Source organism: Shewanella indica (assembly GCF_002836975.1).
GTDB lineage: Bacteria > Pseudomonadota > Gammaproteobacteria > Enterobacterales > Shewanellaceae > Shewanella > Shewanella indica.
This window is the reverse complement of record NZ_NIJK01000026.1, coordinates 100,349-124,024: the sequence shown is the minus strand read 5'-3', so window position 1 is coordinate 124,024 and position 23,676 is coordinate 100,349. Positions and strand designations below refer to the sequence as shown.

19 protein-coding genes and 1 pseudogene are annotated in these 23,676 nt (G+C 53.6%); 14 read left to right on the top strand and 6 right to left on the bottom strand.

Annotation, left to right across the window (positions count from 1 at the left end; translation table 11 throughout):
* Positions 1–28: 28 nt before the first annotated feature.
* Positions 29–1,753 carry a potassium/proton antiporter gene (locus CX650_RS06735; protein ID WP_101095373.1) on the bottom strand — a complete coding sequence of 575 codons (1,725 nt, stop codon included), beginning with the start codon at positions 1,751–1,753 and terminating at the stop codon, positions 29–31.
* 514 nt (positions 1,754–2,267) lie between these two features.
* Between CX650_RS06735 and CX650_RS06730 the strand changes: the two genes are divergently transcribed.
* The 3 genes from CX650_RS06730 to CX650_RS06720 all read left to right on the top strand — a co-directional run bounded on the left by CX650_RS06730 (position 2,268) and on the right by CX650_RS06720 (position 7,172).
* Positions 2,268–4,541 carry a nitric-oxide reductase large subunit gene (locus CX650_RS06730; protein WP_101095372.1) on the top strand — a complete coding sequence of 758 codons (2,274 nt, stop codon included), beginning with the start codon at positions 2,268–2,270 and terminating at the stop codon, positions 4,539–4,541.
* 84 nt (positions 4,542–4,625) lie between these two features.
* Entirely contained in the window at positions 4,626–6,146 is a 1,521-nt protein-coding gene (norR, locus tag CX650_RS06725) for a nitric oxide reductase transcriptional regulator NorR (RefSeq protein ID WP_101095371.1), read from the top strand.
* A gap of 111 nt (positions 6,147–6,257) precedes the next feature.
* The gene (locus tag CX650_RS06720; RefSeq protein WP_025890079.1) at positions 6,258–7,172 is read left to right on the top strand and encodes a L,D-transpeptidase family protein; all 915 of its coding nucleotides are present in this window, start codon (positions 6,258–6,260) and stop codon (positions 7,170–7,172) included.
* A gap of 52 nt (positions 7,173–7,224) precedes the next feature.
* Here CX650_RS06720 and CX650_RS06715 read toward each other — a convergent pair whose 3' ends face one another.
* Together CX650_RS06715 and CX650_RS06710 are read right to left on the bottom strand one after the other, a co-directional pair.
* The gene (locus CX650_RS06715; RefSeq protein WP_101095402.1) at positions 7,225–8,046 is read right to left on the bottom strand and encodes an N-acetyl-ornithine deacetylase; all 822 of its coding nucleotides are present in this window, start codon (positions 8,044–8,046) and stop codon (positions 7,225–7,227) included.
* Positions 8,047–8,146: 100 nt separating this feature from the next.
* Entirely contained in the window at positions 8,147–8,488 is a 342-nt protein-coding gene (locus tag CX650_RS06710) for an FKBP-type peptidyl-prolyl cis-trans isomerase (RefSeq protein ID WP_025890081.1), read from the bottom strand.
* 184 nt (positions 8,489–8,672) lie between these two features.
* Here CX650_RS06710 and zapE point away from each other — a divergent pair, with 184 nt between their 5' ends.
* A complete protein-coding gene (zapE, locus tag CX650_RS06705) occupies positions 8,673–9,791 on the top strand; it encodes a cell division protein ZapE (protein WP_101095370.1) in 1,119 nt (372 codons plus the stop codon).
* Positions 9,792–9,855: 64 nt separating this feature from the next.
* Here zapE and glnE (CX650_RS20530) read toward each other — a convergent pair whose 3' ends face one another.
* Positions 9,856–11,580 carry a bifunctional [glutamate--ammonia ligase]-adenylyl-L-tyrosine phosphorylase/[glutamate--ammonia-ligase] adenylyltransferase gene (gene glnE, locus CX650_RS20530; protein ID WP_478011478.1) on the bottom strand — a complete coding sequence of 575 codons (1,725 nt, stop codon included), beginning with the start codon at positions 11,578–11,580 and terminating at the stop codon, positions 9,856–9,858.
* Positions 11,581–11,611: 31 nt separating this feature from the next.
* Positions 11,612–12,811: pseudogene (gene glnE, locus CX650_RS20525) on the bottom strand (bifunctional [glutamate--ammonia ligase]-adenylyl-L-tyrosine phosphorylase/[glutamate--ammonia-ligase] adenylyltransferase); the annotation flags it as partial.
* Positions 12,812–13,046: 235 nt separating this feature from the next.
* Here glnE (CX650_RS20525) and CX650_RS06690 point away from each other — a divergent pair.
* The 8 genes from CX650_RS06690 (at position 13,047) to CX650_RS06655 (ending at position 19,713) form a co-directional block, all read left to right on the top strand.
* Positions 13,047–13,997, top strand: a complete 951-nt coding sequence (locus CX650_RS06690; protein WP_101095367.1) for a hypothetical protein — start codon at positions 13,047–13,049, stop codon at positions 13,995–13,997.
* A 31-nt stretch (positions 13,998–14,028) separates the two neighbouring features.
* The gene (locus tag CX650_RS06685; RefSeq protein WP_039034533.1) at positions 14,029–14,928 is read left to right on the top strand and encodes a DUF350 domain-containing protein; all 900 of its coding nucleotides are present in this window, start codon (positions 14,029–14,031) and stop codon (positions 14,926–14,928) included.
* 4 nt (positions 14,929–14,932) lie between these two features.
* A complete protein-coding gene (locus CX650_RS06680) occupies positions 14,933–16,660 on the top strand; it encodes a polyamine aminopropyltransferase (protein ID WP_101095366.1) in 1,728 nt (575 codons plus the stop codon).
* Positions 16,661–16,739: 79 nt separating this feature from the next.
* Positions 16,740–17,153, top strand: a complete 414-nt coding sequence (locus CX650_RS06675; protein ID WP_025010359.1) for a YjfI family protein — start codon at positions 16,740–16,742, stop codon at positions 17,151–17,153.
* An 11-nt stretch (positions 17,154–17,164) separates the two neighbouring features.
* Positions 17,165–17,854, top strand: a complete 690-nt coding sequence (locus CX650_RS06670; protein WP_039034531.1) for a PspA/IM30 family protein — start codon at positions 17,165–17,167, stop codon at positions 17,852–17,854.
* A 6-nt stretch (positions 17,855–17,860) separates the two neighbouring features.
* Positions 17,861–18,511 carry a hypothetical protein gene (locus CX650_RS06665; RefSeq protein WP_101095365.1) on the top strand — a complete coding sequence of 217 codons (651 nt, stop codon included), beginning with the start codon at positions 17,861–17,863 and terminating at the stop codon, positions 18,509–18,511.
* A gap of 6 nt (positions 18,512–18,517) precedes the next feature.
* A complete protein-coding gene (locus CX650_RS06660; protein WP_039034529.1) occupies positions 18,518–18,844 on the top strand; it encodes a hypothetical protein in 327 nt (108 codons plus the stop codon).
* Between the two features lie 71 nt (positions 18,845–18,915).
* Positions 18,916–19,713 carry an ion transporter gene (locus CX650_RS06655; RefSeq protein WP_039034569.1) on the top strand — a complete coding sequence of 266 codons (798 nt, stop codon included), beginning with the start codon at positions 18,916–18,918 and terminating at the stop codon, positions 19,711–19,713.
* Positions 19,714–19,861: 148 nt separating this feature from the next.
* Here CX650_RS06655 and CX650_RS06650 read toward each other — a convergent pair whose 3' ends face one another.
* The gene (locus CX650_RS06650) at positions 19,862–21,346 is read right to left on the bottom strand and encodes a CYTH domain-containing protein (RefSeq protein ID WP_167388629.1); all 1,485 of its coding nucleotides are present in this window, start codon (positions 21,344–21,346) and stop codon (positions 19,862–19,864) included.
* A 232-nt stretch (positions 21,347–21,578) separates the two neighbouring features.
* Here CX650_RS06650 and CX650_RS06645 point away from each other — a divergent pair, with 232 nt between their 5' ends.
* Positions 21,579–22,259, top strand: coding sequence for a TIGR00153 family protein (locus tag CX650_RS06645; protein ID WP_039034527.1), 681 nt, complete (start codon positions 21,579–21,581; stop codon positions 22,257–22,259).
* A gap of 27 nt (positions 22,260–22,286) precedes the next feature.
* Complete coding sequence (locus tag CX650_RS06640; RefSeq protein WP_101052656.1) at positions 22,287–23,555, top strand: inorganic phosphate transporter; 1,269 nt, start codon at positions 22,287–22,289, stop codon at positions 23,553–23,555.
* The last annotated feature ends 121 nt before the right edge of the window (positions 23,556–23,676 follow it).

The window sequence follows — 23,676 nt, the reverse complement described above, 5'->3', positions numbered from 1 at the left end:
CTCAGGGTCGGCATTTCTTCGCTTTTTTTCAGTCTTCAGAGGGCAATCTCAAACCAACTCGGCTGACAGTCCCTTCCTGCACCTCTGCGACAATCCAGTCCAGCCCTTGCCAGAGGAATTGATCTCCCACTACAGGGTGACTGCCAAGTTGTTGCTGCAGTAAGTCAGCAACCCGCATCTGCTCATATTCGGATTCCAGCTGCATGCCGTAAATAGGTGCCATATCGGCCAGCATCACATCCACTGAAATAAAGAAGTCACCAAAGAAGCGGGGCGCCTCGCGTTTTTCTGGCGCCTCACTGAACAGCTGACTCAAAGGTTCCAAATCGTCCTCTTGCCCCAGCACACAAAGAATGTCATCGGCCATCAGCCTGGTACTCCCCGAAGGGTGCAACAGTTCGTTATTGCGAAATACGGCGGCAATCCGGGTTCCCGCCGGCATGGCAAGGCGCCTTAGAGGTTCACCGATACACCATTTGTTTTCGCTGAGGCGATAGACAAATATCTCCCATTCACTGGTGGGATAAATTTCCACCCCGGCGCGGGATATGGGTGCCGGTTTGGGGGGCAACTCCACCTTGGCCAGCTGCGCCGCCTTGGACAAGGTACTGCCCTGCAGCAGCAAGGAAACCATCACCACGAAGAAGGCCAGGTTGAAGTAAAGCTGCGCCTGTGGCAGCCCCGCCATCATGGGAAATACCGCCAAAATAATGGGCACTGCACCGCGCAGCCCAACCCAGGAGATAAACCATCTGTCTCTGTCATGGAAGCTGCGAAACGGTAGCAAACTGAGCCAAACCGCAATCGGCCGTGCCAGAAAGATCATCCCAAAGGCCAGTGCCAAACCCGGTAAGGCGATATCTTTCAGATCCGATGGCGTCAGCAAGAGTCCCAGTACCAGGAACATGCCTATCTGACTGAGCCAGGTCATACCATCGAGGACGTTGAGAATCGAGTGTTTGCCACGGGTCGCCTTGTTACCGAGAAACAGACCCACCAGGTAAATAGACAGAATACCACTGCCTCCCAGGGCATTGGAGATAGCGAAGATCATCAGTGCGCCACTCAGTACCAAAATGGAATAGAGGCCTTCGGGCAATTGATTGCGATTGATAACCTGCCACAGCAGCCAACCGCCGCCGACACCGAGGATCCCGCCCAGGCCAAACTGTTTGATAAAGCTCAGTGCCAGATAGCTGCCCGAGAGTTCATCGCCACTACTGCCGAGAATGGCAATCAGCGTCACGGTCAAAAACACGGCCATGGGGTCATTACAACCGGATTCGATTTCCAGTGTCGAACCGACACGCTCATTCACGTTTTTGCCTTTGAGCAGGCTAAATACCGCCGCGGCATCGGTCGAACCAACAATGGCCCCCACCAACATGCCCTGAAGTAAGCTGAGATCAAACAGCCAGGCAGCCAATAAACCTGTCAGCGTGGTGGTTAACGCCACCCCAAAAGTGGCCAAGGACAAGGCCGGCCACAATGCCACCCTGAAACTGGCAACCCGGGTACGCATGCCACCATCGAGCAGAATAACCGCCAGCGCCAGGTTACTGACCAAATAAGCAACTGAATAGTCATTGAATACTATGCCGCCGGGGCCATCTTCACCGGCAAATATACCCACCGCAAGAAATACCACCAAAATAGGAATACCGAGTCGCGACGACACCGGACTGAGCAGTACACTGACTGCGACAAGCAAGGCCCCGACAAGGAAAAAGCTGTTGATGATATCTGCGTTCAAATGACCCTCCAGTTGAAAATGCGGGGAAGCTAATAAAAGAGAAACCTGACTCTAACGAGACTCCGGAAAACACGTGGGTTACAAACGAAATTATATCATTAATTAGGGTTATTTTTCAGTAGAAACAGTTGACTTATTTTCGCTTTCAGCGAAAAAGACCAGCAAAAGAAGCCGTGCAACCCCTTAAAAAATAGAAAATTTACCAATAAAACATCAAATATGAAGCTAAAGAAACATAAACTCAAATTAATGGAAAAAACTTCATTTTTTCAATTAACTAAAGAATTTGAAATTCAAGAATTCTCATCAATCTATCAGTGATGGCTTCAGGACAAACGCTCAGTGTCATAATGACACAAGACAATGTTAAAAAGACATTCAAAATACAATCAAAATGACACAATCAAAAACACACAAAAAAGTAAGGCACTGATTAAAAACAAGAATAAAAATTGGCACATTAGCTGCTCTATGAAGGGAAACCTATCAAATAGACTTTGTCAGAGGGATGCCAATGAGCAGACAAAAATTCACCCTGATCGCACTGTTACTTGTGTTGGTCGCTTCTTTCACTGTACTTCTCAGTATCGGCAGTGAAATCTATCGGGAAAAACCACCGATTGCCGATGTCTATAGCGACAGCCAGGGCCAAGTGGTTTTCAGCAGCAAGGACATAGAACAAGGTCAGCTGGTTTGGCGTTCCATGGGCGGGCATCAGTTGGGCTCCGTCTGGGGCCATGGCGCCTATGTGGCTCCGGATTGGACCGCAGACTGGCTGCACCGTGAGGCCGAAGCCTGGCTGGATATTCGCGCCAAGGAGACATACAACAAGCCTTTCAATAGCCTGGACAAGAGTACTCAGGCCGCATTGGAGCAGGTTTTAAGGGACGATTTGCGCCATAACACTGTCACTAGAGACGAGAGAGGTCACACCCGGGTGGTGCTTTCCGACACCCGTATCGCTGCCATGGCGCAAGTGAGTCAGCACTATCAATCTTTGTTTGGTGACGATCCCGCGCTGAATGAGCTGCGAGAAGCCTATGCGATGAAAACCAATACCATAGGATCTGCCGAGCGCCGTCAGCAGCTCAATGCCTTCCTGTTTTGGGGCGCTTGGGCCGCAGTGACCGAGCGCCCGGATGCCAGTTACAGCTACACCAACAATTGGCCCTACGATCCGCAACTGGGCAACACACCGACCTCAGACAATATCGTCTGGTCGATTCTAAGCATAGTGACTCTGCTGGCCGGTATCGGTGCCCTGGTTTGGTATCATGCCGCCGGCAAACATGAAGCGCTGCCGGCTCCCGCCACAGAAGATCCCCTGTTCAGACACAAACCCACCCCTTCACAAAAGGCCACGGGTAAATATTTCATTACCGCCATCGGCCTATTTCTGCTGCAGATACTGCTAGGTGGCGTCACGGCGCACTATGCGGTTGAAGGTCAGGAGTTTTACGGTTTTCCCTTGAGTGAGATCCTGCCCTATTCAGTGACCCGCACCTGGCATACTCAACTGGCTGTATTCTGGATAGCGACGGCCTGGCTCGGTACCGGGCTCTATATCGCGCCGGCGCTTTCCGGCCACGAACCAAAATATCAACGCTTCGGTGTCAACCTACTGTGGGTCGCTCTTCTGGTAGTGGTGCTGGGCTCCATGGCCGGTGAATGGCTAGGGGTACAACAATATTTCTCGCTGGACAACAACTTCCTCTTCGGTCACCAGGGATATGAATACATAGATCTCGGCCGGATGTGGCAATTGCTGCTGTTGGCCGGATTGATGATCTGGCTGGCGCTGGTGAGCCGCGCCATGTTGCCCGCCCTGAAACAGGAGTCTGAGCTAAAGCCTGTGCTCTGGGTGCTCTACGCCTCCTGTGTCGCCATCGGCCTCTTCTATGGTGCCGGGCTGTTTATGGGCAAACACACTAACCTTGCCATCGCCGAATACTGGCGTTGGTGGGTAGTACATCTGTGGGTTGAAGGCTTCTTTGAAACCTTTGCCACCTCGGTTATCGCCCTGATGTTTGTGCGTCTTGGCCTTATCCGTGCCCGCAGTGCCAATGGTGCGGTACTCTTCTCCACCCTGATCTTCCTGACCGGGGGCCTGATAGGCACACTGCATCACCTCTATTTCACCGGCACCCCCACTTCGGTCATCGCCTGGGGCGCTATCTTCTCGGCGCTGGAAGTGGTGCCTCTGGCCCTTATCGGTTTTGAAGCGGTGGAAAGCTATCGCCTGCGCCGAGCCGCTCCCTGGATGCAACGCTATCACTGGGCCATCATGTTCTTTGTTGCCACCGCTTTCTGGAATCTGGTGGGCGCCGGTGTACTGGGCTTCCTGATCAATCCACCGATTGCTCTCTATTACATTCAAGGGCTGAATACTACGGCTACCCACGCCCACGGCGCCTTTATGGGAGTCTATGGCATGCTGGGGATAGGCCTGATGTTGTTCTGCCTGTCAGGGCTGGCCGGTAAACTGCGCTGGGAAGACAAATGGCTCAAGGGAGCATTCTGGAGCCTGAATCTGGGGCTGGCCGCCATGCTGTTCCTGTCATTGCTGCCGGTGGGCATAGTGCAGTTCTTTGCCGTGCTGGATCATGGCTACTGGTTTGCCCGCTCGGCAGAGGTGATCCACAGTCCGCTGGTAGAACGCCTGGTATGGATGCGGATGTTCGGGGACATCATCTTCTCCGTCGGTGGTTTATTGCTGGGCGCCTTCCTGCTGGGATTGTTGCGACAGGCAGTCAAGGCCAAACGCTTGGCCATTGCTACCAGTCACTAGCCACTCACACTGCAAACAATGTCAAAATGACATCCCATTATCCCTGGGGTAGACTCACCCCAGGGATTCTATTCAGGTCAGCTTATGCCACTCAGCCATTCCGATCTCACCCGTATCGCGCTGGATATCACCTCAGGTTTGCCAAACAGCGACCGATTCAGCCGTCTGCTGGCAACGGTACGGGACAATCTCCATTGTGATGCCGCCGCTCTACTGAGGTTTCAGGGCAATAGCTTTATCCCACTGGCAATCGACGGCCTCAGGGCCGATGTACTCGGTCGCAGCTTCAACATCACAGAGCACCCGAGACTGGAGGCCATCGCCCGCGCCGGCGATCTGGTGCGTTTTCCGGCAGACAGCCAATTGCCGGATCCCTACGATGGCCTGATAGCCGCCCACACAGATAAGCTCAAGGTGCATGCCTGTATCGGCCTGCCGCTGCTGGACAAGGAACAGCTGATAGGCGCCTTGACCATAGATGGTCTGGACCCTTGCCAGTTCGACGATTTCAGCGATGAAGATCTGCGAAGCCTGAGCGCCATCGCCGCCGCCTCCCTCGGCAATGCCCTGCTGCTGGATAAGTTGGAAAGCCTGTCGCTACAGAGCCAGAGTCGACCTTTGCCGGAAAGCGGCCACAGTGAACTTCTGGGGGAAAGCCCGCTGATGTTGGCGCTGAAGCGAGAAATTGCCGTGGTCGCTCCCAGCGATCTGAACGTGTTGATCCTCGGTGAAACCGGCACGGGTAAGGAGCTGGTTGCCAAGGCAGTACACGCCGCCTCGCCCAGAGGCAACAAGGCTCTGGTGTACCTCAACTGCGCCGCCCTACCCGAGTCGGTCGCCGAGAGTGAACTCTTCGGTCATGTCAAAGGCGCTTTTACCGGCGCCATCAGCAATCGCGCCGGTAAGTTTGAATTGGCCGACAAGGGGACTTTGTTTCTCGACGAGATAGGCGAGCTCAGCCTGCCGCTGCAGGCCAAGTTACTCAGGGTGCTGCAATACGGCGATCTGCAACGGGTTGGCGAAGATAGAAGCCTGACAGTGGATGTGCGGGTTATCGCCGCCACCAATAAGGATCTCAAAACCGAGGTGGTTGAAGGCCGCTTTCGCGCCGATCTCTACCACAGGCTGAGTGTTTTCCCGCTACTTGTGCCGCCACTGAGAGAAAGGGGCCGCGACATACTGCTGCTTGCCGGGCATTTTCTTGAACGTTGCCGCAGCAAGCTGGGACTGGAGCGCCTCAGTCTGTCCGCCGAATCGGAAGCCTGGCTGCTGGCCAACGACTGGCCCGGCAACGTCAGGGAACTGGAACACCTGTTGCACCGCGCCAGCGTGTTGGCGCGCGCCGCCAGTGACCATAATCAATGCCAGTTGCAACTGGGTGAGTTGCAGTCAAAGAGCTCCTCTCCAAGTGCGCTGCCGCGCCAGTTGGACACAACAGTGCCTGCAGAAGCCATCACGCTCAAGCAAGCCACAGAGGAGTTCCAAAGACAGCTGCTGCGCAGTGTGCTGGAACGGCACCAATACAACTGGGCCGCCAGTGCCCGCGAGTTGGGCGTCGACCCTGGCAACCTGCATCGACTGGCAAAACGCCTGCAACTGAAATAGTTTTTTTGCCGCAATCTGTTGAAATCTGCGCCGGAAAAGGTAAGGATGCCTGCTCGACTCTGATGCCTGAAACCATGGCGACTGACAGCGTTTAACGAAGAAAAATATCCTATGACAAGAATTCCCCGCCTCGCCCTGTTACTGGGCCTGTTGCTCCCCGCCTGCCTGTCGCAGGCAGTTGAATACCCTCTGCCGCCCGAGGGCAGCAGTATCGTCGGTGACAACCAGTATTATGTAGTGCCAGATGACAAACGCACACTGGAGAGTGTTGCCGACGAATATCAACTGGGACTGACCAACATGACCGAGGCCAACCCAGGGGTAGACCCTTTTCTTCCCAAGCCCCGCAGCACATTGCTGATCCCCCACAAGCTGATCCTGCCGGATGCCCCCCGTAAAGGGATAGTGATCAACGTGGCCGAAATGCGCCTCTACTACTATCCCAAAGACAGCAATACGGTACAGGTCTTACCCATAGGCATAGGCCAGATAGGCCGGGATACCCCGGAAAACTGGGTGACCAAGGTTTATCGCAAACGCGCCAACCCCACCTGGACCCCAACCGCCAGGATCCGCAAGGAATATGCCGCCAACGGCATCACCCTGCCCAAGGTCTGGCCCGCAGGCCCGGATAATCCCATGGGCTTGTATGCGCTTTATATCGGTAACCTGTACGCCATTCACGGCACCAATGCCAGCTTCGGTATTGGGCTACGTGTCAGCCAGGGTTGTGTCCGCCTACGCAATCAGGATATCGAGCATCTGTTCAATACTGTGCCCAACGGCACCCGTGTACAGTTTGTCAATCAGCCGATAAAGGCCAGCCTGGAGCCGGATGGCGGTCGCTATCTGGAAGTGCATCAGCCGCTGTCGCGCACCGAGGCCGAGTTTGAATCCACCGCGCCTGTGGTATTGAAGATGACCCCGGCCATCAGCCGCTTTATCGCACATGCCGATACCGACTCGACCGTGCTCAAACGCCTGTTGGATGACAGAAGCGGTATTCCTACCCGCCTCAATCCTTGAAAGCCTTTCAAAAGCAAGACCCCAGCCTAGGCTGGGGTCTTGCTTTTGGCTGTTACTCCTTGATGGGGGCCAACTGCTGCTGCACAAAGGCGTGCATCACGGCGCTGTTGGCCAGAATTCGCTGATCCAGATTCTGGGTCGCCGGTGTTTCACTGCACACCCCCACCTTGGCACCGGTGCGAACCAGCCAGGCCTCGAACGAAGTATCAAAGTGGTTGAAGATGACCCCGTCTTGCACCGGACAGCCATCGATATCGCCATCGGCGGCAATATCAAAGAAACGCCCCAGAGTATCACGCAGCTGCAAACTGAACTGACCAGGTGATTGTCTGGGCTCAAAAGAATAGATATAGGTATGCTGCTGCAACACATCCTCATGACAGGTCAATATGCCTTCGCGGCTGGCGCCCTGCAGCAGTTGACCATATTCCAGCAGCAGCTTGCCTTCAACCGAAGGTGAACTGGCTTCGCCCTCTTTGGGCTGCAAAAAACCCCGATTGGGGTTTTCACCGAACTTATTGAATCTGTGCCCCTTGGCAAAGCCAGTGGGGTTGACCAAGGGCAACAAGCTCAGATTAATTCGCTCGAAAATATCCTGTTGCAGTTCACTGAGAAAATGCAGCATACCCCAAGGGCCGGCCGCCTCTTCACCGTGGAATCCGGCACTGATCAACACAGAGGGCAGCTCCGCCGTCGCTGAGGGCGACTGATACAGTTCCAGTGGATAATCACCTATTTCGCCCAACTTCTTGCGCCCAAGCTGCAGACGATCAACTTCCTGTTGCAGTTGGGCATAGAAATGTTCGATATCCGTACTGTCGCAGGCAAAAATGTCTGAATGCCATTGAAAAGATGCGAAGGGGGAACGGCTCATAGTGCTTTTATGACTCAGATAAATGAAGGGCAAAGCTATAATATCAGCTTTATATAAAAACAAAATCCATCTGAGCCAATAGCGCTCAAAAGCCCAGGACTCAATCGTCGCGGGTCAGGACTTCCAGCAGTTCGATTTCAAATTCAAGATCCGAATTCGGCTTGATCAGCGCCCCAACCTGGCGTTCACCATAAGCCAGATGTGCCGGAACCTTGAGTCGGCGTTTGCCACCGACCTTCATTCCCATCAAGCCCAGATCCCAGCCCTTGATCACCCGCCCCGTGCCAATGACACACTGAAAGGGACGGCCCTTGTCCCAGGAAGAATCAAATTGAGTACCGTCACTCAACCAACCTCGGTAGTGAGCCGTGATAAGCGCTCCTTTCACCGCAGCTTTGCCCTGACCTTCCTCAATATCTATGATTGCCAATTCTGCCGTCATGGCTTGTTCCTCAACCTATGGTTCAAAAGGCGCATCTTAGCCGTAAAAGGAACTGAACACTATTCCATGGATAGATGACGCGGCATAGCAGGCACTTTTCCTTTAAGCTCAAGCCCTTGCTATACTGGCCGCCCGTGGCACTTATATGGCACTTAAATAACAGTCACAGGATGGGACGTCCAGAATGAAGCACACAATTTCCCCCTCTGAACGCTATGCCCAAGGCCCTTGGCAGCAAGACCCCGCCCAGTTGCCTGCGCTGGCAGCGCTTGATAAGCGTTTTCAGGCGCTCGGTCAGGGAAACAAAGTCCCCGGGCTCTACCTGTGGGGCGATGTCGGCCGCGGCAAGACCATGTTGATGGATCTCTTTTTCAATGCCGTCGAGGGGCAGCCCAAGCTCAGACTGCATTTTCATCACTTTATGGCCAGGGTTCACAGAGATCTGAACCGCATCAGCGGCACCCGTGAGCCTTTGGATCAGATTGCCGCCACACTGGCCAAAGAGTGCCGCCTGCTGTGCTTCGATGAGTTTTTCGTCTCGGATATCGGCGATGCCATTATTCTCGGACGTTTACTCGAAGGGCTGTTTAACCGTGGCGTTATGCTGGTCAGCACTTCCAATACGCCAATCGAGCGCCTCTATGAAAACGGCCTGCAGCGAGAGCGCTTTTTGCCGACTATCGACTTGTTGCAACAAAAGATGGAATCGCTGCACCTCAATGGCGAGCGGGACCATCGCCTCACCAAAGGCGCGCTCCATGCCCAGGCGGCACTTCCCCTGCTGCAGCTTGGCAATGAACCTGACTTCAGCCAGTGGCTTTCAAAAAACGCCTCGGGCCCAGGGCAACTCTGCATCATGGGCAGAGCGCTTTTTTTCCAAGCCATGGAAGCCACACAATCCCTGGCCTGGTTTCGCTTCGATCAGCTGTGCGAAGGGCCGAGATCCACTCTGGATTATATGGAGCTGGCCGAAACACTGGATACTCTGCTGCTGAGCCATGTGCCCAGACTTGGCGGTGAGCGCCGCGGCTGGATCCGCGCCCGCGGCACCGAAGATGCTGCCGAAGCCGTCAGCACAGGCGATAGAAAACTCAGTTATGCGCCGGAGGATGATGCCGCCCGGCGCTTTATCGCCCTGATAGATGAGTTTTATGACAGGGGTAAACAACTGGTGCTGCATGCCCAAGTACCACTGGAACAACTGTATCAGGGCGGCGCCCTCAGCTTCGAGTTTCGCCGCACCTACAGCCGCTTAAGCGAAATGTTGCAGCGAACTCCCGGCAAGCCAGGGGTAGGTTATTGAAAGTCGAATAAAGATGGCATCAACCTCTTGTATCCGAGCCATGCCCATCAGCCATAAATAACTCTTACCCCAGGATAAGCTCATAGATGTTGCTGACCCGCTCGGCCTGCTCCGCCACTTTTTCCTGCGCCACTTGCCCAGGCAACCCGGCCAGAGTCAACCTGTGGTTTTCATCCCTCAGCATGCAATAGGCCTGAGTCAGATGCTGCGCCGACATCAAGGGCAACAGCTCAAGCTCAGCCAACACCTCAAAAATCCGCACATTATCAGACCAGATACACAGCTCAGGATGCTTATGGGCATGGGCCAGCACCAGATACTGAGCGATAAATTCAATATCGGCGATACCGCCAACGCTTTGTTTAAGATCGAACATTCCCTGCGGCGCTTTGAGCAGATGGTCGCGCATCTTAAGGCGCATCTCACGCACTTCGCTGGCCAGCTGTTTCCTGTCCCTTGCTTGGCGCAGCACACTGTCTCGCACCGCCTGAAATTCCTGCGCCAAGACGTTGTCACCGAAGACAAAGCGAGCACGAACCAAAGCCTGATGTTCCCAGGTCCAGGCCTCCTGCTGCTGATATTCACCGAAATGCCCAATTTCACTGACCAAGAGCCCGGAGGCGCCCGATGGTCTCAGGCGCATATCCACCTCGTAGAGCTCGCCCGACATGGTGCGGGTAGAAAACAGGTGTAATATCCGCTGCGCCAGTTTGAGATAGAAGTGCCCCACATCCAACGGCTTGTCACCGTCAGTCGAACCGCCCTTGGCATTGTGCAGAAACACCAGGTCGAGATCCGAGCCGTAGCCCAGCTCAATGCCCCCCAGCTTGCCATAGCCGACGACGGCAAAACCTATCTCGCCGTCAGCCAGGCCAAGCGGCACGCCGTGGCGCTCTGTCATTTGCTGCCAGGCCTGTTGCACCACTTGCTCTATAATGGCCTCGGCAAGAAAGGTCAGGTGATCGCTGACCTGCATGATAGGCAAGACCCCGGTGACATCCGCGGCGGCAATTTTCAACTGTTGTGACAGTTTGAACTGCCTGAGCGCCTCCATCTGCTGCTCCATATCCTCTTCCGGAACCCGCAGCAGGTATTGACGCAGTTCACTGCCGTAATCATCCAGAGAAGTGGTGTCATAAAGCTGCGCCGGATCGATCAGCTCATCCAGCAACATGGGGAATTTCGCCAGTTGCTGGGCAATCCAGGGACTGGCACAACACAGGCTCACCAATTGTTGGCGGGCGCCGGGGTTTTCACACAAAAGTTCAAGATAAGTGGTGCGGGTGAGGATCTGCTCCAGTACGCCGGTTACCGGCTTGAATGCCTTGCCGGGATTGGGCTGCAGCGTCAGCTCCTCAAGCATTTTCGGCATCAGCTTATCCAGGGTATCCCGCCCTCTTGGGCCTATGGCCCGGCGTGATACCGTCTCGTGCCAATGGGCCAGACTGCTCCAGAGTTCATTGTCTTCTATGCCTCGCTCGGCCAGCAGCGATTGTATGTCTTCCTCGCTGTCACAGACCCAGAGCTGGCAGGCCCAGCTATCGCTTTGCTCCTCATTATCTTCATCACCGCCGACGGTATCGCGAAAATGGCGATGAATTTTGAACATGGCAGAATCAATCTCACTGCGCAGCTCTGCTTCATTGGCCATCTCCAGTGCATAGCAGAGACGATGCCAATCCAAACCGTTATCCGGCAGGGTCTGGGTCTGTTTATCTCCTATGGCCTGCAACAGGTTTTCTACCCGGCGCAGCAGCAGATAACTTTGCTTGAGTTCATCTACCGCCAGGTACTCAAGTTGCCCNCTGGGTCTGTTTATCTCCTATGGCCTGCAACAGGTTTTCTACCCGGCGCAGCAGCAGATAACTTTGCTTGAGTTCATCTACCGCCAGGTACTCAAGTTGCCCCAAACGAAAGAGGGTATCTATGGCATCGAACAGGCTTTGACTGCGCAGCGCAGGCTCCCGGCCGCCGCGGATAAGCTGAAAACTCTGCACCACGAACTCCACTTCGCGGATACCGCCGGCACCGAGTTTGATGTTGTCCTTGAGCTGGCGCCGCCGCACTTCCTGGGCGATAAGGCGTTTCATCCGCCTCAAGGAATCTATGGCAGAAAAGTCGATATAACGCCGGTAAACAAAGGGGCGCAGCAGGTCGTGAAGCTCATCAGAGTATTGAGTCCAGGGACCAAGCGCACGGGCTTTGACCATGGCATAACGCTCCCAGTCACGCCCCTGCTCCTGATAATAATCCTCAAGGGCGCTGTAGCTGACCACCAGCGGGCCACTCTCGCCATAGGGACGCAAACGCATGTCGACCCGGAACACAAAGCCATCGACTGTGACCTGCCCCAGCAGATTGACCAGGCGTTGCCCCATGCGGATAAAGAACTGCTGGTTATCCAGGCTGCGCCGACCGCCCTGGGTCTCGCCGTGTTCCGGGAAGGTAAAGATCAAGTCGATATCGGATGAGAAATTCAGCTCACGACCGCCCAGCTTGCCCATTCCCAGGATCATCAAGGGTTGTGGCTTGCCGTCGCTGTCACAGGGGGTTCCCAGACTCTGGCACATTTCACGATAGAGCCAGTCTCTGGCGCCGATGATCAGTGCCTCAGCCAATACAGAGAGATCAAGCAGTGACTCCTGCAGCGGGCTATAACCCATGAAGTCGCGCCAGGCGAGGCGTACCATTTGCCGATTGCGATAATTTCGCAGCACTGATTTGGCGGTTTCTTCCTGGGTGACAGAGTCGAGCAGGGATTGAATTTCGCCGGCAAAGTCTTGTCTATCCAGGCGAGTGAGCTGGCCGGTAAACAAGGGGGCAATCCACTCTGGGTGGCGGCACAGCTGAGTGGCAACATAATCACTCAGGCCCATAACTCGCTGCAGCTCCTGCTGCTCGATGAAGCTGAGCTCGGTGACCACCTCAGGCCAGCGCTCCACCAGCAGATGCCAATGCTTACCGGCCTGCTTACACAGCAACTCGGAAAACGGCTTTTGACTGTCACACCCCAATTCCATAGTTATCCCTGTTCGATTGTATTCAAGATTATTTAGACATATTATGTCATTTTACTGCACGTATCTCTGCTCGACATGAGGGTTACCAAGTCGATGCCTGTGATTCTGACTTCACCCCAATTCTTGTGGGTGATACTCTGTGCACAGATTACACCAACTTGCACTGACGGCCTACGGGGACCAGAGGTTTTAGCACCGTTTGCCAGTCTCAAGTGCTTATCATAATGGAGAAAACATGGCAGGAATGCTGATCCGTATTCTCAGTCTGCTAATGCTGTTATCACTGACAGCCTGCGGTGACGACAGACCCGAGCAGATCGCCCAGTTGCAACAGCTGAATGACCAACGTCTGGAAAAACTCGGCCAGATGCTGGACAAAGACCAGCTGCGCAACGGCATCTTACTTAAACAGTATGGTCAAATTCTGGCGCAGCAGCGGCCGGAATTACAACCGCTGGTGGAGCAACTGACACTGGATGCCACCAGTAAAGGACCACTGTACAAGTCACTGGAAAGCAGGGTGAAAGACGCCAAGGTGGCGAGCAACTTTGTTAATCTTGACCAACAGTTGGAAGAGGAAAACAACCTCTATCAAGCGCTGGACTCAAGCCTGTTCAACGACATGCTGTCAGATCCCGTCAATGTGATTGCCGATATGTCAGAGGGCAAACTCGCCAGGGTCAACGCCATCAGCCGCGAGGCTTCAACCCTGGCCAATGGCTCGGAAGACTTTGGTGCCGGCAGCCAGTTGGTGGGTAACCCCGCCTATGGCCAGTGGCAAACCGATTCCAACGGCATGTCCTTTTGGGCCTGGTATGGCATGTACTCCATGTTTTCCAACCTGTTCCACAGGCCGGTTTATTATGACAACTGGTCCAGAGGCAGGGATTACAGCTACTACAATGATGTGGGCCGCTATCGCTATACCTCCCCCAAGCAGGCCAAGGCCCAAACTCAGGTCTATGAGCGCACCAAAAAACGTTTCGACTCTCAAGGCAAACGCTTTGACAGCCCTTATGCCAAGTCCCGCTCCGGCTCCAGCGCCCTCTCTCGTCAGAGCAGCGCCGCACCCAAGCCATCCAGCAGTGGACAATCGGCCAACAAGTTTCGCTCAAACTACTCTAAAGACAGCAGTTTCCGTAATTCTGGCAGTCGCACCAGCCGTGGTGTCAGCCGGGGCAAATAACTCAGCCAGGATCACAACTTAAGGAATGAACATGACTCTATTTCAGGAATTCGGCATCACTCAGGAACTGGCCGTCATACTCGCCATCGACCTTTCTATCGCCGTGGTACTGCTCACTCTGACCCGCTACCTGCAGGGCTGGAGTATTCGGGTAAACAGCAGTGAAGAGCTGGCGGTCAGAGACAACTTCGCCTTCGGCATCAGCACCGCCGGCGCTGTTGCGGCACTGGGTATAGTGCTGACAGGCGCCATTACCGGCGCCGCCGCTCACAGTTATCTGCAGGAAGCCATCGGCATGAGCGCCTACGGCCTGTTTGGTCTGGTGCTGATCAAAATGGGGCGCTTTTTGCACGATAAAATCGCCTTGAATAATATCGACAAGAACGCCCTGGTACTCAAAGGCAATGTGTCGGTTGCCATAGTCGATGCCTCGGCCGCTATCGCCACTGCGATTATTATCCGCGCCGTGCTGCTGTGGGCCGAAGATCTGACTCTGGATACCTTTATTGCCATCCTCAGTGCCTTCGCCATCTCTCAATTGATGCTGGTGTTGCTGACCCGCCTCAGAGAGAATCGCTACGCCGCCCGCAACCAGGACAGCTCAATGCAGCAAGCGCTGGCACAGGGAAATACCGCCTTGGCGATACGTCATGCCGGGGCGATGATCGCCATGGCGCTGAGCTTCAATGCCGCCAGTCACTTTATCGTCTTCAGCCCTGAAGCCTATGTCACCAACGCCCTTGGCTGGCTGGTGTTCTCCTTCATTATGTTGGTGGTACTGAGCCTGCTGCTGCCCTTGGTCAAACTCCTGGTGCTGGCAAAAATTGACCTCGCCGATGAGGTGGAAAAGCAGCACAACATAGGCTTGGCCGCGGTTGAAATGGCGATCAGCATAGCGGTTGCGCTGATCCTCACCGCTTTGATGGCCTGATCCCGTGGCATTAAGTAGTCACGCCAACCCCCAAGAGCCCAACAGACGCCACTTAGGTGCCCTCGATGATGCCCTGCTTTTGGGGATCATGGGGGTACTGGCGGCCTGTGGTCTGATATACGAATACCTGCTTTCCCATTATGCCGGGCGCATTTTGGGCGCCCTCGAGGCAGCCATCTACACCATGATAGGCTTGATGATAGTCTCCATGGGCTTGGGGGCCTTTGCCGCCCGCAAGATAAAGTGCGCCTTCAGTGGCTTTGCAGTATTGGAATTAACTGTCGCCTTGCTGGGCTCACTGGCGATTCTGATCACTGCGGCCGTCATCGGCTTTGGCCACGAGCTGCCGGAACTGATAGGACGAACCCTGGGGCTACCGCCGGATCATCTGCCTAAGGGTGGCTTTATCGGCCGTTTTCAGGAGTTATCCCGCTACCTGCCCTATCTCTGGGGTGTATTGCTCGGCTTGATGATAGGCATGGAGATCCCGCTCATTGCCAGGGTGCGTCAGGCTCTTTCCGAAGAACACCTGCTGCACAATGCCGGCACCATCTATGGCGCCGACTATATAGGCGCAGGTGTCGGCGCGGCGCTCTGGGTCGGCTTTATGCTGGCGCTGGATATCCAGCTGGCTGCCGCCATGACAGCCGCCTTTAACCTCTTGGCCGGGTTTATCTTTATTATCCGCTTCAGAGACAGGATCCGCGCCGCCAACTGGTTACTGGCGGCACACGTACTGGCTACGGGGATACTGCTGATGCTGGCCATTAAGGGGCCGACCTGGGAGCAAGGGTTCAACAACCTCCTGTATCAAGACAAGGTCGTCTATGCCAAGGCTACCCGGTTTCAGCAACTGACACTGACCAAGCGCCTGATGGGTAACCATCTGCCGCCGGTGTACTCCCTCTATATCAATGGACGGCTGCAGTTCTCCTCCAGTGATGAACACATCTATCATGCCTTCCTGGTACATCCGACTCTGGCAGCCAGTGCCCGTCACGACAAGGTGTTGATCATAGGCGGTGGGGATGGATTGGGCTTGAAACAGGTACTGAAATGGCAACCCAAGCAGGTCACTCTGGTGGATCTCGATGCCGAGATGGTCAAACTGTTCAAAGAACCCGGGGCTGAAGTACCGGAAGATCTCAGGACTGCATTGCTCGGCCTCAACGACAACGCCTTTGCCGATCCCAGGGTGGAAACGGTTTTCGACGATGCCTTTAACGGTGTCGACCGCTTGCTGGCCCGCGGTGATAAATACGATGCCATCATAGTGGATCTGCCAGATCCCTCACATCCGGATCTCAATAAGCTCTATTCAGACCTGTTTTATAAAAAACTCAGGGAACTTTTGAGCGCGGATGGAGCCATCAGTATACAGTCCACCTCGCCTTACCATGCGACCAAGGCCTTTATCTCAGTCGGCAAGACCCTGGCACTGGCGGGATTCAGGGTGAATCAGTATCACCACAATGTGCCCAGCTTTGGCGAATGGGGCTGGACCATAGGAACACTCAATGGTCAGGACGCCAAGAGCAGGCTGCAGCAGATGCAGCAACTGCCGGTAGAGGATGACTGGTTGACGCCCGGGCTTATTCGCGGCGCCTTCGAGTTTCCGAAACAATTTTACACTAAGATGGACCAGGTTCAGCCCAACACCATAGGCTCGCTGCAGCTGTATTACTACCACCTGCAGGCATGGACAGATGAACAGGGTGTAGCAACCTTTTAAACAGGCAAAGATAACGCTTGACATATTATGTCTCGGTGTTATCTTTAAACGCAGACATAATATGTCAAAGAGGACAAATATGAATATTCACACTATTGCCAATCATTTAAATGGACTTGGCGACAACAGCTCTACTGGGTTCCAGTTTGACTGTTACCCCATTGAAGGGGATGTAGAAGTGTTGCAGGTCAATGTGGTTGGCCGTGAAGAGATCCCCGTATTTGTTTCGGTAACGGAAAACCAAATCCTCTGCATCAGTTATCTCTGGGGAGAGGATGAACTCAAGCAGGAACGCCGTGCCGAGATGTTTGAAACCATGTTGGAACTCAACATCCCTATGCCACTGTCTTCATTCGCCAAGATTGATGATAAGTATGTGGTTTACGGTGCACTCTCCCTGCAATCGAGCATGCTGGAAATAGAGCAGGAACTCTCTGTCCTGTCTGACAACTGTCTCGAAGTCATTGACGAACTGGTCGACTTTTTGAAATAAGGAGCCAAATCATGGGCATACTGAACAAAATTCTTACAGCATTCCGCGGTGGGGCCAACGAAGTCGGCCAAAGCATAGTGGATGCCAATTCAACCCGCATCTTCGAACAGGAGATCCGTGACGCCGAGAAACACCTCACCAAGGCCAAGCGTGAACTGACAGATGTGATGGCCAAAGAGATGCAAGCCAGCCGCGAAATCGATCGCATTAAGCGTGCTATCGCCGAGCATGAAGGCTATGCCACTCAGGCACTGGAAAAAGGCAATGAAACCCTGGCACTGGAAGTGGCCGAGAAGATTGCCCAGCTGGAAATGGAACTGGCCGAGCAACAAACCGCCAACGACAGCTTCAGCGCCCATGCTGCCCGCCTGAAAGATCTGGTAAAGAAAACCGAACGTCAGTTGGCCGACTATCAGCGTCAGCTGAGCATGGTCAAGACCACTGAAAGCGTGCAAAAGGCCACTGCTTCCATTACCGACTCTTTCGCGTCAAGCAACTCCAAACTGCTCAACGCCAAAGACTCACTGGAGCGTATCAAGGCCCGTCAGCAACAGTTTGACGACCGCCTGAAGGCTGCCGAAAACCTGGAAGCCGAGAACAGCGACCAATCGCTGAAAGCCAAGCTGGCTGAAGCCGGTATCGGCGAGCAGAAGAGCAACGCCAGCGATGTGCTCGAGCGTTTGAAAGCCAAGAAAGGCTGATAACCTATGGGATTCTTTGGCAGCCTGTTTGGCAAAAAAGAAACTCCAGTGCGTCAGCTTAAGCATCCGTCAGAGCTGCAAAAGGGCGATATGATCTCCCTAGATGACAGCTTTGCCCTGCCTGCGCACCTGCGCGGGCAGCAGCTTAGGGTCGAAGCCGTCAATACCTATGAGTATCAGCGCAGTCAGTCGACTGAGTGGGTGCTCAAGGGGCACAGCGGTGAAGCCATCTATCTGGGGCTGGATGAAGACGACGAAACCTGGCTGGCTTTTTCACTGAAAATAAGCCGTGCTCAGGTGGATGCCTTGTTCGATCTGGATGATTTCGCCGCCATCTTCGATGAACCGGGGAAAGCTGAGCTAAGTACCAAGGCGCTCATCGCCGAGACTGAGATGCTTGAGCAATGGCTCGGGAAACACTACCATCAGGTCAGTTTTGCTGAGTTTGGCTATTTCCATCGGAAAGATTACCGTGGACTCAGGCCACCTCAGGATGCTGACGGTGCAACTGGAGAGGCTTTCGAGAGCTATCAGTTGCTGGATGATGACGAGTCTCGCGCTGTGGATATCGAAGTCTATGAAGGCGGCGAAACCGATGTGGCGCTGACCCTTTACCGCCCCCTCAGCGATATTCGTGACTACTGGCCAGGAGAATAATGCGGCATGAGCAAGAACCACCCTTATCCGGAAAAATGGTTACAAAACCAAAAAGCTGCCAAGGCAACCCAGGTAGCTTTCGATCTGGATGAAAGGTTTCAATACTCCATCCGCAAGGCGGCCCTGGATACAGGAGTCAGCCCGTCAGATCAGATCCGCATGATATTGGGTTTATCCGTGGCCAAGCGTCCCAAGCGGCCACGGTTAACCGTTTCACTCAGTCCCGCCGACTATGTTCAGCTCGCCGAAAAATACGGCTTGGCACCGGATGCACAGCTGGAAATCAAAAAACGGGTATTGGAAGACCTGGTACAATTCGTAGACGAACAATAAACGCGCGCATTTACAGGAAACGGTAAGTCTTTTACCCTGAAAGGATATCAAGTTTTTCAATGGAAGAACCAATGCCGGATAAACCTCGCTGGTTCCTGAAGCCGCCTGTTCAAGTCTCCCCTTTCGAATTGGCGATGATGTTATTGTCGCTGATTTCTGTGGTTGTGATCCTGATCATGACCTTTGTCCCTGTCGATCCTGAAACCCATAAGCTGTTGTTTTATATCGATACGGGTATCTGTTTTATCTTTATGAGTTATTTCCTGGTGGGCTTGGTTCAGGCAGAGAATCGACTCGCTTATATCAAGTCTCACTGGGTCGACTTTGTCGCCAGCATTCCGGCGATTGAAGCGCTGCGCTTCGCCCGTTTATTCCAGATCCTCCGGGTATTGCGGCTCATTCGCATGAGCAGTTCGCTGATAGGGCCACTGCTGAAACAAAGACGTCAAGCCACTATCGCCAGCCTACTGGTGTCCATGGTGACTATCATCACTATCGCCTCGGTATTGATGTTGCTGGTGGAAAGCGGCGTCGAAGGCGCCAATATTCAAACCGCCGAAAACGCTATCTGGTGGGCAATTGTGACTATTTCCACCGTCGGATACGGTGACTTTTACCCTGTGACGACTGTGGGTCATGTAATAGGTGGCATAGTCATCGTCTGCGGGGTCAGTTTCTTCGGGGTCATTTCCGGTTATATGGCATCGCTGTTTGTCGCCCCTGATGAACAAGAAAGCCTGGAAAACCAAAGCAAGGTCATCAAGAGCGAGTTGGATCTGGTACTCGAACGCATGGAAGCTAACCAACAACAGATGCTGACGGAGATCGCCGACTTGAAGCAGAAACTGGCGCAGCAACAGCGGGACTAATCCAATCAACAAGAAGGACGCCTAGGCGTCCTTCTTTGTGCTTATTTCCGGGCGACTCCTCCGGAAAACTTAGGGAAGGCGCGAATAAGTCCTCGTGGCCTTCTCTTTTGTAGTAGAGTGGCTTGCACAGCAATTGGCGTTCAAGGCATCAACGCCAGTAAGGGGGTTGCTGCAGCGCCATCTTACGGGATTGCTCCATTGCAAAAATCAAACTCTGCTGTTTGTCGGCCAAGGCTTCAGCAAACTCAGGCGCCAACTGCTCGGCCATGACATAAGCGCCGAGACTGATGATCCCATGACTCAAATCCTGCCAGGGAGCACGGAAACTATCACGAGCCTTGGATGAATAGAGGCTGCCATAAGCCAGCCCCACCAAGATGCCTTCATCCAAGGGCGTTGCCAGTTTCAAATAGTCATCACGGCTGAGTTCATCCCCCGGCATGGCCGCGAGCAGCTTTTGCCAGGATGCCTCCTGCAGACCGTCACAGGTTCCCTTCAAGCCACCGGCCACGACTATCTGCATTTCACCACTGGCCAGTTCGAGCAACATGTTCACCAGTTGCAACTGCAGCTGACCGTAGCGGCAATCCTGCCATAGCGTTTGTAAACGGCCGTGGAAATCCATATTTTGCAACTGTTGCAATGCCCGTTCACGCACATCCCCCGCATTGCCCAGCTTACCGAGCAGCAACTTATCCTGGGCCAAACGCCCGAGATAATTGGCTTCTGTCACAAAAGCGAGTTGCTGCTCCAGCCAGGAAAATCCCGCTTTGGTCTGGCTGTTGCCCAAGGTGAACTGCCCCAAAGTCAAACGCAGCAGGCGCACGCAAGAGCGCAGACGCTGCCACAATAGCGCTTGCCCTACCGGGTCATCAAAACTCTCGGCAATCATGCCCTCCAACAATTGCCAACGCTCCAACGCCGTTTCCAGCACCACCAAGAGTGTCGCCTTGATATCATTATCACAGGGCAGGCTGATATATTGCAGCGCTTCCAACGCCAGTGGACTGGCCTGCTGCGCCAGGCGATAGCCTCGCTGCGCCTTACTGGCCTTCCCCAGGCGCAGGGGCACATTGGCTGCCACCTGCTGTGCCAGCGGTAAGAGATCGGCTGCTCGGCCCCGCTTGAGTTCAAATTCCAGCTCACAAAGCGATTCGCTCCGGCCCCCGGCACTGATAGTGCCGGTATCCAGTGCCAGCTCTATCAGGCTATCCCCCTGAACCACCAACCAGCAGCAACGCTGAAAATCAGTATGAAACAGGCAACCGAGGCGGGCTTGCAGTCCGTCGATATCGGTATTCTCAGGCCAAATTTCAGCAGGAAACAGCGATAAAACAGGGCTGTTGGCATCAATATCGACATTGTATTCCGGTCGACTGTGGATCCCACCGCTGACCCGACCGGCAGTTTTTATGGTCTGCTCCCGCTTACCGTCACATCCGCGGACTCTAAGCCCCATATCCAGCTGACGCAGTGCCAGCTCTGGCGTATCATAATAGCCATTACTCAACTGCTGGCATCCCTGGGATGTAGCGGCGGGTAAAGAGTTCAGAAATGTGGTCAGCTGACTGACTTCTGTGGCGGGGAAAAAGAGCTTAAGTTCTATCTCATTTTGTTGATTGTCGGCATCCATGGTGCGCTACTGCTCATTTTGTCATCAAAAATTCATCATCTCGTCATTCAAAGGTCACAATGTCATATTGTTGTCACAAAAATGACCTAGGATTATCCTGTCGGGTGATATATAACCCGATAGAATAAAAACTGACGTGTTTTCTGTAAAAACACAGTTTCAATAAGCGGACGCTTGGGTTAACATTCGCCCGCATTTCCAATAGTGGAATAACCTAAATAGGTAAACGGCTATGCCAGTAAACTCTATTTTAGGCGTGTTTGCAAAATCGCCGATAAAACCTCTGCAAGAGCATATAGACAAAGTATACGATTGTGCTTCGCTACTCGTGCCCTTCTTCGAAGCGACCATAGCTGAAGATTGGGACAGTGCGGTCACTATTCGCAAGAAGATCAGCCAAGAGGAAAAAGAAGCTGACTTTCTTAAACGCGAAATCCGCCTGACACTGCCAGGTGGCTTGTTTATGCCAGTAGAAAGGACTGACTTACTGGAGCTCCTGACCCAACAGGACAAAATCGCTAATAAAGCTAAAGATATTTCCGGTCGAATCATCGGCCGCCAACTGCTTGTTCCTCAAACCATCCAAACCCCATTCATCGCTTATTTGCAGCGCTGCCTAGATGCAGTCGCCCTGGCCAAAGAAGCGATCAACGAGCTCGATGATCTGCTGGAAGCAGGCTTTAGAGGCCGTGAAGTGGATTTGGTAGCCAAAATGATCAGTGAACTCGATGCTATCGAAGAAGACACTGATGATCTGCAAATTCAGGTGCGTCGACAGCTGTTCGCCATGGAAGCTGAACTTAATCCTATCGATGTCATGTTCCTCTATAAGATAATTGAGTGGGTTGGTGACCTGGCAGATCTTGCCGAACGTGTCGGTTCCCGCCTTGAGCTGATGCTGGCTCGCGTCTAACAAACAAAAGGTTATCAAGGTAACAACATGGTTGATGTATTAGTCACCTATGGCCCATGGCTCATAGGTATCGCGGCTGTTTTCGGGTTTCTTATGGCCTGGGGCATTGGGGCCAACGACGTAGCAAATGCTATGGGTACGTCTGTTGGTTCAAACGCTATTACCATTAAGCAAGCGATTATTATCGCAATGATCTTTGAATTCGCCGGTGCCTATCTGGCCGGTGGTGAAGTCACCAGTACTATACGAAAAGGGATCATAGATTCCGCTTTCTTCATAGATAGCCCCGAGCTACTGGTCTACGGCATGATAGCCTCTCTATTGGCTGCGGGTATCTGGCTGGTAGCCGCATCAGCTCTTGGCTGGCCGGTTTCCACCACTCACTCTATCGTGGGAGCCATCATAGGCTTTGCTGCTGTGGGTGTGGGCACTGAAGCCGTTGCCTGGGGCAAAGTCGTTGGTATCGTTGGCTCTTGGGTCGTCACCCCGGCCATCTCAGGCTTTATCGCCTTTATGATTTTCCAGAGCGTACAAAAACTGATTTTCAATACTGAAAACCCTTTGGAAAACGCTAAACGTTATGTGCCTTTCTACATGGCCTTTGCCGGCTTTGTAATGTCTTTGGTTACCATCACCAAGGGCCTTAAGCATGTTGGTCTCAAGTTCAGTACTGTAGAAGCCTATCTGTTGGCATTGGCAATCGCCATTCTGGTGGGTATTGCGGGTAAAATCGCCATCAGCCGTCTGAAGATGAGCAGCAAAAACGATCGCCAGACCAACTTCGGCAATGTTGAACGAGTCTTCGCCATTCTGATGGTTGTGACCGCCTGTTGTATGGCTTTTGCCCACGGCTCCAACGACGTGGCCAATGCTATTGGTCCATTGGCTGCAGTTGTCTCTGTGGTAAACAGTGGCGGTGCCATTGAAGCCAAGGCACCGCTGGTTTGGTGGATTCTGCCTCTGGGTGCCGTTGGTATCGTTATGGGTCTGGCCATCTTCGGCAAGCGCGTAATGACCACTATAGGTAAGAATATTACTCACCTGACCCCAAGTCGTGGCTTTGCCGCCGAACTGGCCGCAGCCTCAACCGTGGTTATCGCCTCGGGCACAGGTTTACCTATTTCCACCACTCAAACTCTGGTAGGTGCGGTATTGGGTGTGGGTATGGCCAGGGGGATTGCCGCCATCAATATCGGTGTGGTTCGCAACATTGTAGTTTCATGGGTAGTGACCTTGCCAGCCGGTGCCGGCCTGTCTATTCTGTTCTTCTTCACCATCAAAGGTGTGTTCGGTTAACAGAAGTAGCATTAGAAATCACGGTAAATATCATGATTATAAGAGGGAAGTCGAATGACTTCCCTCTTGCATTGAAGCCTTCAAATCCCTAGCATGTGGGCAGTATTTTGCGACAGAGAAT